The sequence below is a fragment of the Aestuariivivens sediminis genome (genome assembly GCF_022662105.1).
Lineage (GTDB): Bacteria > Bacteroidota > Bacteroidia > Flavobacteriales > Flavobacteriaceae > Aestuariivivens > Aestuariivivens sediminis.
In genome coordinates this window covers 631,103-646,162 of record NZ_JAKMCP010000001.1, presented here as the reverse complement: position 1 = coordinate 646,162, position 15,060 = coordinate 631,103, and the positions used below count along the sequence as shown (strand labels likewise).

Annotated in this window: 18 protein-coding genes; 11 read left to right on the top strand and 7 right to left on the bottom strand. The window is 36.0% G+C overall.

All coding sequences use genetic code 11. From position 1 onward, the window contains the following. Positions 1-108 precede the first annotated feature (108 nt). Entirely contained in the window at positions 109-843 is a 735-nt protein-coding gene (locus tag MR054_RS02635) for a Type 1 glutamine amidotransferase-like domain-containing protein (protein ID WP_242155907.1), read from the bottom strand. A gap of 359 nt (positions 844-1,202) precedes the next feature. Here MR054_RS02635 and MR054_RS02630 point away from each other — a divergent pair, with 359 nt between their 5' ends. Then, entirely contained in the window at positions 1,203-2,084 is an 882-nt protein-coding gene (locus MR054_RS02630; RefSeq protein WP_242155905.1) for a helix-turn-helix domain-containing protein, read from the top strand. 54 nt (positions 2,085-2,138) lie between these two features. Here the strand turns inward: MR054_RS02630 and MR054_RS02625 are convergent, their stop codons facing one another. The 3 genes from MR054_RS02625 to MR054_RS02615 form a co-directional block, all read right to left on the bottom strand. Continuing rightward, positions 2,139-2,459, bottom strand: coding sequence for a hypothetical protein (locus MR054_RS02625; RefSeq protein ID WP_242155903.1), 321 nt, complete (start codon positions 2,457-2,459; stop codon positions 2,139-2,141). Between the two features lie 114 nt (positions 2,460-2,573). Beyond that, positions 2,574-2,927 (bottom strand): rhodanese-like domain-containing protein, encoded by a 354-nt coding sequence (locus tag MR054_RS02620; protein ID WP_242155901.1) that lies wholly within the window; start codon positions 2,925-2,927, stop codon positions 2,574-2,576. A 34-nt stretch (positions 2,928-2,961) separates the two neighbouring features. Then, positions 2,962-3,330, bottom strand: coding sequence for a DsrE family protein (locus MR054_RS02615; protein WP_242155899.1), 369 nt, complete (start codon positions 3,328-3,330; stop codon positions 2,962-2,964). 281 nt (positions 3,331-3,611) lie between these two features. On the opposite strand from MR054_RS02615, the gene MR054_RS02610 reads away from it, so the two are divergent. The 4 genes from MR054_RS02610 (at position 3,612) to MR054_RS02595 (ending at position 7,770) form a co-directional block, all read left to right on the top strand. Beyond that, the gene (locus MR054_RS02610; RefSeq protein ID WP_242084289.1) at positions 3,612-4,631 is read left to right on the top strand and encodes a LacI family DNA-binding transcriptional regulator; all 1,020 of its coding nucleotides are present in this window, start codon (positions 3,612-3,614) and stop codon (positions 4,629-4,631) included. Between the two features lie 352 nt (positions 4,632-4,983). Next, entirely contained in the window at positions 4,984-5,130 is a 147-nt protein-coding gene (locus MR054_RS02605; protein WP_242155897.1) for a hypothetical protein, read from the top strand. Positions 5,131-5,254: 124 nt separating this feature from the next. After that, on the top strand, positions 5,255-7,087 hold the full coding sequence (locus tag MR054_RS02600) for a tetratricopeptide repeat-containing sensor histidine kinase (protein WP_242155895.1): 1,833 nt from the start codon (positions 5,255-5,257) through the stop codon (positions 7,085-7,087). Between the two features lie 8 nt (positions 7,088-7,095). Next, positions 7,096-7,770 carry a response regulator gene (locus tag MR054_RS02595; protein ID WP_242084292.1) on the top strand — a complete coding sequence of 225 codons (675 nt, stop codon included), beginning with the start codon at positions 7,096-7,098 and terminating at the stop codon, positions 7,768-7,770. Between the two features lie 232 nt (positions 7,771-8,002). Here MR054_RS02595 and MR054_RS02590 read toward each other — a convergent pair whose 3' ends face one another. Beyond that, on the bottom strand, positions 8,003-8,479 hold the full coding sequence (locus MR054_RS02590; RefSeq protein ID WP_242155893.1) for a DUF456 domain-containing protein: 477 nt from the start codon (positions 8,477-8,479) through the stop codon (positions 8,003-8,005). A gap of 116 nt (positions 8,480-8,595) precedes the next feature. On the opposite strand from MR054_RS02590, the gene MR054_RS02585 reads away from it, so the two are divergent. Further along, positions 8,596-9,072, top strand: coding sequence for a hypothetical protein (locus tag MR054_RS02585; protein WP_242084296.1), 477 nt, complete (start codon positions 8,596-8,598; stop codon positions 9,070-9,072). A 2-nt stretch (positions 9,073-9,074) separates the two neighbouring features. Here MR054_RS02585 and MR054_RS02580 read toward each other — a convergent pair whose 3' ends face one another. Together MR054_RS02580 and MR054_RS02575 are read right to left on the bottom strand one after the other, a co-directional pair. Continuing rightward, positions 9,075-9,944: a hypothetical protein gene (locus MR054_RS02580; RefSeq protein WP_242155891.1), complete on the bottom strand. Its 870-nt coding sequence runs from the start codon at positions 9,942-9,944 to the stop codon at positions 9,075-9,077. A 51-nt stretch (positions 9,945-9,995) separates the two neighbouring features. Then, a complete protein-coding gene (locus tag MR054_RS02575; RefSeq protein ID WP_242155889.1) occupies positions 9,996-11,132 on the bottom strand; it encodes a glycosyltransferase family 2 protein in 1,137 nt (378 codons plus the stop codon). A gap of 132 nt (positions 11,133-11,264) precedes the next feature. On the opposite strand from MR054_RS02575, the gene MR054_RS02570 reads away from it, so the two are divergent. The 5 genes from MR054_RS02570 to MR054_RS02550 all read left to right on the top strand — a co-directional run bounded on the left by MR054_RS02570 (position 11,265) and on the right by MR054_RS02550 (position 15,059). Further along, positions 11,265-11,900, top strand: a complete 636-nt coding sequence (locus MR054_RS02570; protein WP_242155887.1) for an outer membrane beta-barrel protein — start codon at positions 11,265-11,267, stop codon at positions 11,898-11,900. 1 nt (position 11,901) lies between these two features. After that, positions 11,902-12,462, top strand: coding sequence for a crossover junction endodeoxyribonuclease RuvC (gene ruvC / locus MR054_RS02565; RefSeq protein ID WP_242155885.1), 561 nt, complete (start codon positions 11,902-11,904; stop codon positions 12,460-12,462). 66 nt (positions 12,463-12,528) lie between these two features. After that, on the top strand, positions 12,529-13,701 hold the full coding sequence (gene hemW / locus MR054_RS02560) for a radical SAM family heme chaperone HemW (protein ID WP_242155883.1): 1,173 nt from the start codon (positions 12,529-12,531) through the stop codon (positions 13,699-13,701). 258 nt (positions 13,702-13,959) lie between these two features. After that, positions 13,960-14,709: a cyclase family protein gene (locus tag MR054_RS02555; RefSeq protein WP_242155873.1), complete on the top strand. Its 750-nt coding sequence runs from the start codon at positions 13,960-13,962 to the stop codon at positions 14,707-14,709. Then, positions 14,709-15,059 (top strand): DUF4260 domain-containing protein, encoded by a 351-nt coding sequence (locus MR054_RS02550; RefSeq protein ID WP_242155871.1) that lies wholly within the window; start codon positions 14,709-14,711, stop codon positions 15,057-15,059. Before MR054_RS02555 ends, MR054_RS02550 begins: the two co-directional genes overlap by 1 nt. The last annotated feature ends 1 nt before the right edge of the window (position 15,060 follow it).

Sequence of the window (15,060 nt, the reverse complement as noted above, 5' to 3'; positions counted from 1 at the left end):
TCATGAATCTACCGCAATCAAGTCCTTTTTCTTCAAGTCTTTAGGTAAAAGAGACTTTATTCGTAATCGTTACAAAATTAAGAATGAGTAAGGCGTTTTGTTCTGATTTTAAGGCAAATCTGAATTTATGATTTCCCATTGTGCGCCTTCAACCATAATGAACTGGTTTTCTTTTAAGGAAACCACGGGTATATTTTGTTCAAGGGCAAAATTCAGGATGTCTTTATACACTGCCTTATAATCCGGATGGTCGTAATGGGCTAACGGGACCAAGGGGAAAACATGTAAACCCCGATAAGATTTTAAATTTGGTGCTTCCAAAGGGTTATCAGCAAATTTAACAAGTTCAATGTTTGGACCCATGAGTATGGAACCGGCACTTGTTCCTACATAAGGAACCCCTTGATGTATTTTTTCAATTAAAAACTTGTCAAATCCAGATCGTCTGACTTCTTGTAACAGATAGAAGGTATTGCCGCCACCTACCCAAATAATATCACAATCCTTAAAGGCCTCGTCAAGGTCATTTTCTGATAATATGGACAAGTCTATGGGTTTAACGGCAAAACCTGATTCTTCTATTTTTTTAATATTTTCAAATACCCAAGGAGCATTATATCCGGCAGTGGTAATGTACCCTATGGACCGACCGCTTGGTGCAAATGGAAGCAAGGGGATGAGCTCATCTAAAACGACAATTGCATTGGATGTGAGATAAAGTTTGATAGGGGTAGACCTGCCAGTGGTTTTTACAACCATTTCAGGTGTTTTACCGTCCTTATTGTTGTGTATGCAAGCAACGAGTAGAAAAAAAAGACTGAATAAACTGAGGTAAGATTTCATTTAAGTTTTTTATTGTTTAGAATAGTATGGAACGGTCAATATAAATCTACGAATAAATGGATTAATATCGGTTGATCTTAACATATCAGTATGTAATATAAGCCTTTTAAGTCCCTTCTCGTTCACCATTGAACCATGATGAGTAACAGTTCTATTAAATGGATCTATTCAAATATTGGATTATGTTGAAGCGAATATTCTGTATAAATAGAGCGTTTAATGTGTGACGGTACGTACAGATTTGTTAGTATTGAGATACCGGCCTATATCGAGTCATTTTTTTGTTTTGTAACCTTACCAATATATATAAAATCCAGAATTTTGTATCTTGTAAGTTACTAACGAACACCAGTACTATTATGTTCGATTCCTATAAACATTTTCTTGAGACTCCTGGCTATCATAAAATAATAGGGGAAGATTATTTAATTGTCGAGTTTAAATGTCCAATTAAAGAAGAGCTTTTCGACGCTTGGTCGGAATGCCATAGTATCGTATATGTACTTAATGGACAGAAGAAGTGGATTACACCTTCTGCAGATTTTTTAGTGAAAGAAAACCAGTCGATATTTGTGAGGAAAGGGGCGTTTAAAAACCAGCAATACTTTGAAGACAGCTTTTGTGTCCTCATGTTTTTTATGAAGGATGATTTCATTAAGCGTTGTATGGAAAATGATATTGGCAACGAAATCGCTACATTTAAAAAGGTAGAGCATCCCGATGTTGTATATCGAATAAACGTTAATGAAAGTTTACAGGCACTGTACCATTCGTTTTTTTCATATTTAAAGCTGCCCAGTAAGATACCTCAGAAAATCATTGAGCTGAAATTTAGGGAAATGCTCTTAAATATTTGTTTGGATAACCAAAACACGGAAATAAAAAATGTGCTCTACACCTTATCGCTCCACTCAGGATACACGATCGAAAAGATTATGGAAGAACAATATTTCTATAACCTGAAGGTAGAAGAATTTGCCAGGCTTTGTGGAAAAAGCCTGTCCTCCTTTAAGCGTTATTTTAAAAAGGCTTACCATACAACACCGGCTAAATGGCTATTGGCGAAAAGACTTGAACTGGCTCGTGAACTTATGGTAACCACCGATTTTACCATACAGCAAATATGTTACGATTGCGGTTTTGAGAGCGATTCCCATTTTAATAGAAGTTTTAAACAGGAATATGGACTAACTCCAAATAGTTGGAGACAACGTAAAACCCAATCCATAAAGGTTAATTAAAGTAATTTTTAAAATACGATTCCATCTTTTTACTTTCCTATTCTGGTCAGACTCCTATTTGTCCCCTTTTAAATGGACAAACACTGTATGGATAAACATGGTCGTACCACTATACAGTGCTCCTGAAAACAAGTAAGTAAAAAGGATATTTAGGAAGTTTGGTAGATACTCTTGGTTTACCATAATGGGTTCTTGCGTAAGCAAGGACACTAAAATACCGACCCAAAACGGGAGGCACTGCATACAACTGGTTAGGTATTTCCAGAAATTGGGACTGTGTTTCTCGGTAAAATCTCTTAAAGGCTCAAATATTTTACCTTGGGTTACAATGGCAGACATGCCATAAACGGTTAATATCGATATAATGAATTCCATAATTAAAGGATTGATGTTAAACAAAACGATCATGCAAGTTCCTGATGTCGTGAGGTATTTCAGGAACTAGCATTGGTCTTTTAGAAAACATAATGAATTGCTATCAAATTGATTTTAATCCTCTTGTAATTTGAGCCAGGCGGAATGGCCACCTTCTAAATTATACACCCCTTTAATGCCGTTTTCTTGAGCATGTATGGCCGCCATATAAGACATCACACCACCCGTACAGCAGAACAAAAAAGGTCCTTCAGTATTAAATACCGAATCCGGATGGCCATGTCGCGTTTCAATCTCCTGTTTTAAGGCGTCCAGGGGTTTATTAATCGCCGTAGGTATGGCACCTTGACTTTCAATGCCCTGTGGAGATCTTACATCAACAATGGTGTAGATTTCCGAAGCAATGATGGTGTTTAACTGCTTGACCGGGATTTGTTCGATACGTTCTTTTGAATATTTAACATCCATGATTTTAATTTTTTAAGATGGTACAATGATTAAATTAAATGGAAATGGTCTCTGCACCGTCTAGAATGAGTTGGTGTAATGCCGTAGATCCCACCAATTCAATGTTATCTATAAGGTCGTCCGGAGTGTAACCCCTTACTGCCGAACAGGGGGGACAGACCATAATTCTGCACTGGTTGTGCAGTACGGTTTCAATCATATCCTTCATGCTTGGGTCTTTTGGGTTGAGATGCGCATGATTATAGGCGCCTTTCCTTACCCAGTCCACACCGGAACTCACTAAAAAGATACTGACTTCTAATCCGGATTTAATACCACCATTGGCAATACTCCAGGCTACAGATGCTCTCTCGTCATCCATGCCTTTACTAATTAATACGACTACTTTCTTTTTTGTACTCATGATTAAAATATGTTATTGGTTTATGATGGTACAAATTAAAAGCACTCCAAGAGGAATGGATGTCCTGAAAGGGTCAACAAATTGACTTGTTGGTTCAAATGAAAATGCGACGTTATTTCTAGGCATTTTAATGCGGTTCTGGAATAATATTACAGTAAGATGCATGAGTATTTTTTAGCGTCAGGGCCAGAGGATGGTATATTAAAGTGTTGGAGATATTTAGAATGAATTATTAGAAATGTATTTTGTAAATTGCGTCGGTTAAAATAGTGCGTCATTATATGATTACGTTAAAACAACTGGCTCAAGAGTTAAATGTATCGATTTCTACTGTTTCGAAAGCTTTAAATAATAGTGAAGAAATAGGAGAGGAAACCGTACGACGGGTTAAGGAATTGGCCGAGCGCTACAATTATTCACCCAATAAGGTAGCCCTTAGCCTCAAGCAAAATAAAACCAAAACCATAGGCGTGATTATTCCGGATATTCTAAATCACTTTTTGGCCAAAGTATTATTTGGAATAGAGCGCGAGGCCACCCAAAGAGGATATCATATCATGACCTGCATTTCTAATGAGTCTCTGGAAAAGGAAAAGGAAGCTTTAAAACTTCTAGCCAATGGCAGTGTGGATGGTTTTATTTTATGTGTTGCTGAGGAAACACAAATTAAAAACGAAATCGAGCATTTTAAGAAGACCATAAATCAAGGCTTACCCATTGTCATGTTCGACAGGGTAGCGCATGATGTGTTTTGTGACAAAGTTATTGTTGATGATTTTGATGTAACCTACAGGGCCGTGAAAAGTTTGTTATCTGAAAACCGAAAGAAAATCGCCTTTTTTAGTAGTGTTGACGATTTGAGTGTTGGGAAGTTAAGGAGTCACGGCTACAAAAAAGCCATTCTGGAACATGGTCAACAAGATGTTTTGGAATTGAAAATGAAAAAGGACGACGATTACCAACAGAAGATCAGGGCATTTTTTGAAGAACATCGAGATGTGGATGGCATATTGTCTGCCGATAGTTCCTCAGGGGTCATCGCTATAAATACGGCCTTGCATTTGGGGTTAAAGGTGCCTGAAGATATATCGGTTATCGGATTTACAAGTCAATCGGTATCGGAGCTTTCCATACCAAAGCTCACGACCATCAGACAGCACGCTAAACAAATTGGGGCCAGTGCAGCAGATTTGCTGATCAAGCGATTGGAGAAAAAGCATGATGCGTTATTGGATTTTAAAACAACAATTGTAAAAACCACCTTGGTAAACAACCAGTCAACCCTTAAAACTGTAAGTTAAATACCCCTACGTTCGTCGATTATTTGCATTTCATCGATATAATGTGCATTTCATCTAATTTTTGTTATACAGAAAGCACTTTAACCTAATTTAGTAGCACTTAACGGATAAATCAATGTTCCCCTCAAGTCCGTAAAAAGTATTAATCCATTTTTTAGACCGCAAGGTCGAATTCCCTCAACACAAGTTTAAAATGAAATCTGGGCCTTGTTATGCCTTCGATTTTAAAGTTAATGATCCATTTTTTCCCTCGTTAAAGCTTCCGGTACATCCGGACACTTTATCACGACATGTATTTAAATTTTTTTAAAACAAATAGAGAAAAATTGTATAACCTTAAAATCGAATCAATATGAAAGCCTTAAAACTAACGTTACTTATCGCAGTGTTATCTGCAGCCCTGACATCATGTACCAAACAGGATTTAAATGAAGATGATGTATTAATTTCTCCTGACGCCATCGAAATATTGGATACAGGCGGACGTATTCATGACTAGTTTATAGTTTAATATTAATAATAAGAATTATCACCCATACTAATTGTATGGGTTTTTTTTGTTTTAAAATGTTTTTACAAAAATTATAAATACATTTGGAAGTGAAGAAGGTAAATCACTTTAATTGAAGGTTAAATCACTCTATATCATACTTTTTTTTAGTGTTGTTAATTTGCATGCGCAATTGGAACAAAATATCAGTAAGATTGATTCCATCCTTGGCCGTGTTTCAAAAAGCAAATCTTCGGATTCCATTTTTATTGCCAAAGAGTATTATAAAATTGGGGAAATCTATCGTAAATCATTGCTGAGTGACACCGCCTATTATTATTATCAAACAGCAGAAAAGGTATTCAGAAAAAATAATCTCAAGTATGAATTGGCCCTGACGCTTTATGGAATTGCCGTATGTCAATCAAATAATAAGGATTATACGGGTAGTGAGGTGACAGCAATTGAGTCTCTGACCTTATTAAATGAATTCAATGAAAGTAATGAGATCAATCGATATAAGGCCTATATTTATAATACTTTAGGGATTAATTTTGATCAGCTCGGTAATTTTGAGGAATCTGAGAAGTATTATAACAGATCTCTTGAAATAAAGCGAGATTTGGAAGGTGATTATGAAAGAAGTATTGGTAATACAGAAAATAACTTGGGAGGTGTATATATTGAAGCTGGGAAATACGATTTAGCTAAGGAACAATTCGATAAAATTTTATCAAATTCAAATTTAATTCGAAATAACCCGGATATATACGTTTCGGCATTAGGGAATTATGCCAATACACTGTATCTCAATAAAGAGTTTAACCAATTACCGGGACTCTATCTAAAAGCGTTAAAGATTTGCGATAGTACCAATCAGGATTACCACTCCATTGTCATCCACCAACATTTAGCGGAATATTATCACTTTAAAAAGCAAAAGGATTCTGCGCTTTACTATGCGTATAAAGCCAAGGAGATCTCCGAAAAATACAATAATGACGACTTATTAAAGTCTTTGTTGATCCTCTCTGAGATTGAAGACAGCGATAAGGCAGCTGCCTATTTAAAATCCTATATCAAATTAAATGACAGCCTGCAAAAGGCAGAGCGCGCCATCCGTGATAAATTTGCCAGGATTCGATTCGATACCCAGCGCGTGGAGCAGGAAAACCGGCAGATTGCCAAGGAACGCATGTGGTTGATGATCATTTCCATTATTGTCATCATTGCCTCCCTGTTGCTTTACCTGGTGATTCGGCAGCGCAACAAGAATAAGGAACTGCAGTTTATACAGGAGCAGCAACAGGCCAATGAGGAAATTTACAATCTGATGCTCTCACAGAATGAAAGTATTGAGGAGGCCAGAACACTCGAAAAACAGCGCATTTCCAAAGAACTGCACGATGGTGTTCTGGGACGCCTGTTTGGGACACGGTTGAGTTTGGATAGTTTGAACATGAACCCCAATCCAGACGCGGTTAAAACCAGAAGTCAGTACATTCAGGAACTCAAGACCATCGAGGAGGACATCAGAAAGGTGTCCCATGAATTAAACACCGATTTTGTCTCGGGAGCAGGTTTTATTGATTTATTAAAAACTTTAGTGGACACCCAGTGCATTGCCTATGGGTTAAACTATTCTTTAGATTATGATGAGGTGATCAACTGGGATGCGATATCGAACAAAAAGAAGATCCATATCTACAGATTGGTCCAGGAGGCCCTGCATAATATCTATAAACACGCGAATGCCGAACATATAAAAATTAGCTTTAAATTAAAAAATAATGTAATTTGCCTGGTTATTAAAGATGATGGTTCCGGATTTGATTTGAACAAGGCGAAATCGGGTATCGGATTAAAGAATATGAATTCACGAATAGATGAAATAAGTGGCGAAATAAGCATAACTTCGGAAATAAACAAAGGGACTACGGTCTCCATTAAAGTTCCCATATCTTAGCAGCAACCATGACTGAAAAAATTAAAATATTGATGATTGATGACCATCCCATGATTATCGAGGGGTATCAAAATACTTTACAATTCACAAAAGCTGAAAACCAGGAATTATATATCGATATTGCCAATAATTGCGATGAGGCCATCAGGTTTATGGATGAGTCGGTTTTGAAAAATAGACCCTATGATGTACTGTTTGTGGATATAAGTCTTCCACCATCAAAAGATGGGAGTATGAATTCGGGAGAAGATCTTGCAGAATACGCCCGTAAGGTATTACCAAAAGCGAAAATCGTTATATTAACGATGTTTAATGAATCCTTTAGAATTCACAACATAATAAAAACCATCGATCCTGAAGGGTTTCTTATTAAAAGTGATTTAACGTCAAGCGAATTGGCCAGTGCTTTTCAAGCCGTACTTTTCAATCCGCCATTTTATAGTGGTACCGTAAACAGTCATATCAGGAAAACATTAACCAGTGATATAGTTATTGACGAAAAAAACAGAAAAATTCTTCACTTGTTATCTCAAGGTGTTAAAACTAAAAATCTGGCATCACATTTAGATATGTCCCTTAGTGCTGTAGAAAAAAGAAAGAAACAACTTAAAGATTTATTTAGTATTGAAGATGGTGAAGATGAGACCCTTTTAACGGAAGCCAGAAAACAAGGATTTGTTTAAAAAAATGGTCTTTCGAAAGTAAGGCTATTACTATGTTTTACATATTAACCGTAATATAGTTACGGTTTTTCCGCAGTAGAAAGTTAAAACTATTGATTAACTTTGATGTATCAACACTACAATTTAATTAATCCCTCAAATTTTTTGTTGATAATAGCAATTTACATAAGCCCCGTGGAGGTGAGAGACCCACGGGGCTTCTTCCATAGATTCTAAAAGGATCGATCTGATGTTATATCAATAGTCTTACAAAAAGTCCTAAATAAATAAGCGCCACAAAAAATTTGATAAAGGTGGAGGTTAAAAAGCCAATAAATGAACCGAGGGCTGCTTTGAAGGCGATTTTAGTATTTGTTTTATGGTATAACTCTCCTAATAATGCTCCCATAAAAGGACCGATTATAATACCACCTGGAATGGGTGCGATTAATCCAATGATCAGGCCGAGAGTCGTGCCGATTATTCCGGATCTACTCCCTCCAAAATATTTAGTGCCTATGGCGGGAATGAAATAATCTAAGAACCAAATGAGTATGGCTATAACTAAAGTAACCGTCAAAAATGGTATATTCATTGGAATAACGTCCGTTAGGTGAACCATTAATAAACCTATCCAGCTGGTTAAAGGGCCTGGTAATACAGGTAACACACTTCCTGCCAGTCCCAGAAACATAAATAATAAAGCAATTAAAATTAAAGCGATGTCCATGAAAAATCTAATCGTTTATATGACGCGAAGGAACATTAAAAGTTACTACCTTCCTTTTTTTTCTTAAAACGGGTTAAAAACTAAAAAAATCGTATTTTTCGGGTATAGATTAATCCATGATCAGATTCTGTATTTTTTTAATAGGCCTTGCACTGTATTCCTGCGAGTATTTTAATGTAAAGAAAATATCACCGGAGGCTATATTAAATGAAGAATTGCGGACCTTCAACTGGGATGAAGTGGATGCCTATCCCAGTTTTACTGCCTGCGATTCTTTTTCTTCCAAACAGGACCAAAAACAGTGCTTCGAACGGATTTTGACGAAGCATATTATGACTAATTTACAACAGGAATTGATAGTGGTTACCCAGGATATCAATGACACTATGATTCTCCAGTTTCAGGTGTCGGAGACAGGAAATTTATCACTTCAAGGCGTACAAATGGATTCCATTACAAGCAGAGAAATTCCTAATATCAAAGACTTACTTTTTAGGAGTTTGGATTCGTTACCAGAAATTTTTCCAGCTGTAAAACGTAGGCAAAAGGTGAAATCAGAATTTAAACTACCCATTATTATTCAGGTTAATTAACCCTATAAATTCATCTTGTATCCTATCGAAAAATTTACTGGAAAATGCCCGTTGTTTTTCACAAAAACAGAAAATAACTCGTTGTATATAAACGTCATATAGCCGCTGCTTGAAACTTTGATGTCACTGCCTAAGCCAAAAATAAAGGGCGCTCTAAAGGCATTGTTTTTAACGGTCATGTCTTCTTCATTAAACACGGCCGTTTGTTTTGAAAAGGTATAGGTCGCCATTTGTAGATTCGCATAAATATTAAATTTGGATGGGTTGATAAACCGAAATCTATACCCCAAAGCAATGATGGTAGAAACATAGTCAAAGTCATCGTGTTTTAATGTCCTTTCAACACTTATGAAACCGGATTGTCTGGGGAGCTCCTTTTTTTCAAAGAGCTCTAACTCCACGCCAAAAAGTGCGGTTTTGACATTACCTGGATGGTCCACCAAAGGATGGTTTGTCATTCCGGTAAAAACACCTATTCTGGTTTGGGTTTTTACTTTGTCATTGGTATAAGCAAAACGTTTGGTTCCTTTACCATTATAGGCTTTAATAAATTGTTTAAGACCGTATTTGCTAAACGCAACCAACTCGGTAGACATGTTGGACCCTTCGGTTAATTTCTCTAAAGTATGCCTATATTCATTAAAATAAGTACCATCAATGTCCTTTGAGTTAATAAGCTCCTGAATGTGTTCATGGGCATCTTTAACAAAAAAACGGAATCTGTCATTCTGTTTTAACAGTAATAGATCCAAATCGCCTTCTACTTCCAGGCTCAATTCCAAAGATTCACCGTTAACCGTATACGTTTGTTGGGCTAACATGTTTAAGGAATACATAAAAAAAGAAGCAAGTAAAAAGGAAAGCTTTTTCATTTTTCAGGGCTGTTGCGCTTAAGTAAATGTACTAAAAATAATGATATCATCTCAGGATTTAAAGGTTCTGCCTTTCCATGAATAAGAAGAAAATGAAGCAAGGAAAGCTATATAAACACTAAAAAATGAATAGATAATAAAACTGAGCCAATAACTATTAAGCAGTTCTTTTTGGTTGAAAAATAATGTCGTTCTATAAATTAAGTAAAAGTCTACAATGAATTTGATTATCCATACGTATAACAGTTGTTTAAAATTGACAGCCCCGATACAGGTAAGAAATAATAGAGCCATAATTAATGCGTTCATGATAAGGACAACAAACCCGGTAAATTTTCCGAAAATATGGTTATATGCCGTTGTTTTTGAAGCCCAACGAACACGTTGTGCAATGTAGTTTTTCCAGCAACTTTCCGGATAGGTTTTTACAATAGCTTTTTCACATTTTAAATAATTTACGTTTTGGGGATAGGTTTTAAACGCTTTTTCCAAAAGGAAAATATCATCACCACTGGCAATATGGTCATTCCCTTTAAAACCCTGAAGTTTCAAAAATAAGGCACGTTCATACGCCAAATTGGCCCCATTGGATAAAAATGGAAGATTTAAGCCAAAACCACCAATAGTTGCGCCTTGTAAGCTGAGTATGTCCAAAGATTGATATTTACTTAGAAAGCTATTATTTACAACGTATGCTACAGGCCCAACCACACATTTGCTATTGGTAACCTGTATATAATCATCAAAACTGTTCAACCAATACTTTGGCAATATACAATCGGCATCCGTAGTAATTATCCATTCTTTTTCCGAAACCTTAATGGCAGAGGTTATGGCGTCCTTTTTTGGAGCATGAGTATGTCGAATATTTTTAATGACCCTGATGTGGTCGTTTGGTAAATTTGAATGATTGTTGATAAAGTCCGTTATGATTTCAACAGATTTATCAGTTGAATCATCATCAACAAAAATTATTTCAAACAGGTGTTTTGGATAGTCTAAAGCGCTAATGGATGTCAATAATGCGGGTAAATTTTCGGCTTCACATCTAAAAGGGATAATTACAGAAAATGGTGTTACAGGAGTACTGTTCTTCAGGTTATGGACTTTAACGCTTTTGAACCCCCAAATAAATAAACCAATTAAAACGAAGTAAATAAGGGTTATGGTTAATGCAATATTGATCATGGCCAAAAAGGTCCTGTTAAAAAATAGGATACAAGCATTACGTGACTTAATGTCCCGTACACAAAAAAGAATTGTTTAGTTTTGTAGGGTTGCATATCCGTAATTGAATGCAAAATAAGCGAATAAAACAGTATGACCTCAAATTTTAAATGGTATAAGTTTAATTTTTTTGTATTGCATTGCATACTTTTTGTAAATACAGGGTTTACACAAGATACGAGTACCTTTAAAGCACAGGTGGCTTTAGGGCTTAATAACCCTTCAAGAGATGGCTTTGTTATGGGTTACGAAGGACAGCGCTATAACTTTCCAACCGTGAATTTGGGCTTGCAATATATGTTTAAACCGCGTTTAGGGGCTAAGGCAGATTATGGATTCAGTAGAATGTCCAATCAAGATGATGCACAGGAATTTAAGCTGAATTATTCCCGAATCAACATTCAGTTAGTTTATGATGCTTCCGGAAATTTAGGCTTTTTACCATCCAGGATGGGTGCGTTTTTTCATATTGGCCCTGGGATTTCTATAGTAAAGCCGTTAGGGAATTATACCCAAAATAACACTTCTTACTTTAATGCTATGGCCGGTTTGGAGGTTCATTATGGCGTGTCAGATAAATTATCCATGTTTGTAGATGTGTCTTATATCAATGGATTTAGTAAGGATTTCGAACCGGAATTAAATGGTTTTGGGTCGTTTAATGGCCATGTATTGACCTTAACATTGGGTGCTTCTATCTCCTTAAGTGGGTGTTATTATTGTGAATAATATGGTTAGAGAGTGTATAATTTTAGGAATTGATCCAGGGACGACCATTATGGGGTTCGGACTCATTAAGGTCGTTGGAAACCAGATGCAGTTTATGCAATTGAACGAACTCGATTTAAAAAAATATGATGATCATTATTTAAAACTGAAATTAATTTTTGAACGAACCATAGAACTTATAGATACTCATAATCCGGATGAAATTGCTATTGAAGCCCCTTTTTTTGGAAAGAATGTACAAAGTATGTTGAAACTTGGGCGCGCTCAAGGGGTGGCTATGGCAGCCGGACTAAGCAGGGAAATTCCCATTACGGAGTATTCACCCAAAAAGATTAAAATGGCCATTACGGGTAATGGAAATGCCAGTAAAGAACAAGTTGCAAAAATGCTGCAAAATGTATTGGAGCTTAAAATGTTACCTAAAAATCTCGATGCAACCGATGGCTTGGCAGCCGCAGTATGTCATTTTTATAATTTAGGTAAAGAAAATGTTGGTAAGAGCTATTCCGGATGGACGGCATTCGTAAAGCAAAATCCTAAAAAGGTAAATCGTAAATCGTAACCGGATTCGGTTTACATATTTTTTATTTAATTTCACCTGAATATTACCCATTGAAACGACTACTAAATGAGTGGCATATATTTCCATATCCCTTTTTGTAAGCAAGCTTGTTATTATTGTGATTTTCATTTTTCAACATCATTTAAAAAGAAGGGTGACCTTATTGCTGCTTTATTAATGGAGTTGAACTTGAGGAAAAACGAACTTAAAAATGAAACTATTGAAACCATTTATTTTGGTGGAGGGACACCATCTGTTTTATCAATTCAGGAATTACGGAGTTTGATTGAAGCTGTTTATGACCATTATCCGGTGTCCAACTCCCCCGAAATCACCCTGGAAGCTAATCCTGATGATATGGTCATTTCAAATGCATTGGATTCATTGAAATATCAAGACTATAAAGATTTAGGGATAAACCGTCTTTCGATTGGAATTCAATCGTTTTTTGAAGACGATTTAAAGCGTATGAATCGTTCACACTCGGCAGAGGATGCCAAAAACTGTTTATCAGAGGCGACGAAATATTTCGATAATATCTCAATTGATCTCATATATGGGATACCAAATATGGATGTGGAAAAATGGAATAGAAACTTAGATATGGCATTTGACTTTGGCATCAAACATATTTCCAGTTATGCCCTAACCATAGAACCAAAAACGGCCCTGGATCACTTTATAAAAAAAGGAAAATATCCGTCATTAAACGACAATTTGACCTTGCAGCATTTCAATCATTTGGTAGAGCGTGTAAATAATGAAGGCTTTATACACTATGAGATTTCAAATTTTGGAAAGCCCAACTATTTCTCGAAGCACAATACCGGTTATTGGCAAGGGAAATCCTATTTGGGTTTTGGACCTTCAGCACATTCGTTTCAAGGCAATCAACGCACTTGGAATATATCGAATAACGCAAAATATATACAAGCCATTCAAAATGAGACATTACCCAAAACCATAGAAAACCTGACCATGACAGATCATTTTAATGAGTACATCATGACAGGGTTGAGAACAGTCTGGGGTGTCTCCCTTGATAAGATTGAAAACGAATTTGGGAAGGCCTATTTAAATCATTTAAAAACACGCTCCAAAAAATTCATTGATAGAGATCTCCTGATTATTTCGACTGATTATAGTGAGAGGAATTCTCATAATGGAATCCTTAAAACCACTCCTAAAGGGAAGTTTTTAGTTGATGGTATGGCTTCGGATTTGTTTATGTTGCCATAATTTTGACATCTTTTTTTATAACCTTTAACCTTCCTCTTGAGAATGTAATACATTTAAGGGGGTGAAAGATTTTATGGCCCAAAAACCTATGGAACTCATGTCATAATTAAGTCATTCAGAACGTTACATGGTGTCTTTTGTATAAGAACCTAATCGTAAGCTCTTTTCAATAAATTTTCAGAATTCTTTTCTAAAAGAATTAAATTTATATATTAAAGCTTATTTGAGCCTAATTCGATATTTCCAATTTAATTTTTTATGTTAGCCACAATTCAATACCATTCAAGAAAACTTAAAATAGATTTTAGAAAACCTTTAGATATATCCATACCCTTAAGAGCAGCAAAAACAAACGTTAATGCCTGGTATTTAAATGAACCAAGGATTGAACCAATAAGTGAAGGGGAATGGGTGGCTACAGTTCGCCAAGGGGCAAGCATCAATTTTAACAACATTCATTTTAACCCTCATGCCCATGGCACCCATACGGAATGTGCCGGACACATTACAAAAAAGGTACATTCCATAAATAAGAATTTAAATCAATTTTTCTTTATGGCTGAAGTAATAACAGTTGCTCCGCAACCTTTGGAAGAAGATCGCATAATATCCAAAAAACAAATACAATTTGCTTTGGGCAATAAAAAAAGAGAGGCTCTTGTTATACGAACAATACCCAATACCAAGGAAAAGTTGACCAGACAGTATTCACATACCAATTGGCCCTATTTAACTGAAGAAGCTGTGACGTATTTGGTTAAAAAGGGAATTAAACATTTACTAATAGACCAGCCCAGTATCGATAAGGAAAAAGATGAGGGAAAATTAGTCGGCCATAATGCCTTTTGGAATACCAAAGGAAAGATTAGGATGGATGCAACAATAACTGAATTTATTTTTGTGCCCAATGCCATTAAGGACGGTGAGTATTTTTTGAATATACAAATTGCGCCATTTGAAAATGATGCCTCGCCAAGTAAACCGATTTTATATAAAATTGAAGACTAATGCAATTATTATTAAAAATTGAAGAATTGTTTATGTTCCTTTTGGGAATACTTCTATTTGGCCATTTGGATTTTGCCTGGTGGTGGTTTTTGGTCTTACTGTTAGCACCAGATTTAGGGATGTTGGGTTATATAGTAAGTGTAAAAGTTGGAGCCATTTTGTATAACCTGTTACACCATAAGGGCATTGCAATTGGGGTTTATATTGTTGGTGTTTATGTGCAAAATCAATGGGTTCAACTGGTGGGGGTTATCTTGTTTTCCCATGCTTCCATGGATAGGATATTTGGCTATGGTTTAAAATATTTCACTAATTTCAAACATACCCATCTGGGTGAGCTAGGGTCATGAT

Bases quoted from the DNA above. Each gene is read 5' to 3' on its own strand.
- MR054_RS02635 (WP_242155907.1), bottom strand. From the start codon at position 843: ATGAAATCTTACCTCAGTTTATTCAGTCTTTTTTTTCTACTCGTTGCT.
- MR054_RS02630 (WP_242155905.1), top strand. From the start codon at position 1,203: ATGTTCGATTCCTATAAACATTTTCTTGAGACTCCTGGCTATCATAAA.
- MR054_RS02625 (WP_242155903.1), bottom strand. From the start codon at position 2,459: ATGGAATTCATTATATCGATATTAACCGTTTATGGCATGTCTGCCATT.
- MR054_RS02620 (WP_242155901.1), bottom strand. From the start codon at position 2,927: ATGGATGTTAAATATTCAAAAGAACGTATCGAACAAATCCCGGTCAAG.
- MR054_RS02615 (WP_242155899.1), bottom strand. From the start codon at position 3,330: ATGAGTACAAAAAAGAAAGTAGTCGTATTAATTAGTAAAGGCATGGAT.
- MR054_RS02610 (WP_242084289.1), top strand. From the start codon at position 3,612: ATGATTACGTTAAAACAACTGGCTCAAGAGTTAAATGTATCGATTTCT.
- MR054_RS02605 (WP_242155897.1), top strand. From the start codon at position 4,984: ATGAAAGCCTTAAAACTAACGTTACTTATCGCAGTGTTATCTGCAGCC.
- MR054_RS02595 (WP_242084292.1), top strand. From the start codon at position 7,096: ATGACTGAAAAAATTAAAATATTGATGATTGATGACCATCCCATGATT.
- MR054_RS02590 (WP_242155893.1), bottom strand. From the start codon at position 8,479: ATGGACATCGCTTTAATTTTAATTGCTTTATTATTTATGTTTCTGGGA.
- MR054_RS02585 (WP_242084296.1), top strand. From the start codon at position 8,596: ATGATCAGATTCTGTATTTTTTTAATAGGCCTTGCACTGTATTCCTGC.
- MR054_RS02580 (WP_242155891.1), bottom strand. From the start codon at position 9,944: ATGAAAAAGCTTTCCTTTTTACTTGCTTCTTTTTTTATGTATTCCTTA.
- MR054_RS02575 (WP_242155889.1), bottom strand. From the start codon at position 11,132: ATGATCAATATTGCATTAACCATAACCCTTATTTACTTCGTTTTAATT.
- MR054_RS02570 (WP_242155887.1), top strand. From the start codon at position 11,265: ATGACCTCAAATTTTAAATGGTATAAGTTTAATTTTTTTGTATTGCAT.
- ruvC (WP_242155885.1), top strand. From the start codon at position 11,902: ATGGTTAGAGAGTGTATAATTTTAGGAATTGATCCAGGGACGACCATT.
- hemW (WP_242155883.1), top strand. From the start codon at position 12,529: ATGAGTGGCATATATTTCCATATCCCTTTTTGTAAGCAAGCTTGTTAT.
- MR054_RS02555 (WP_242155873.1), top strand. From the start codon at position 13,960: ATGTTAGCCACAATTCAATACCATTCAAGAAAACTTAAAATAGATTTT.
- MR054_RS02550 (WP_242155871.1), top strand. From the start codon at position 14,709: ATGCAATTATTATTAAAAATTGAAGAATTGTTTATGTTCCTTTTGGGA.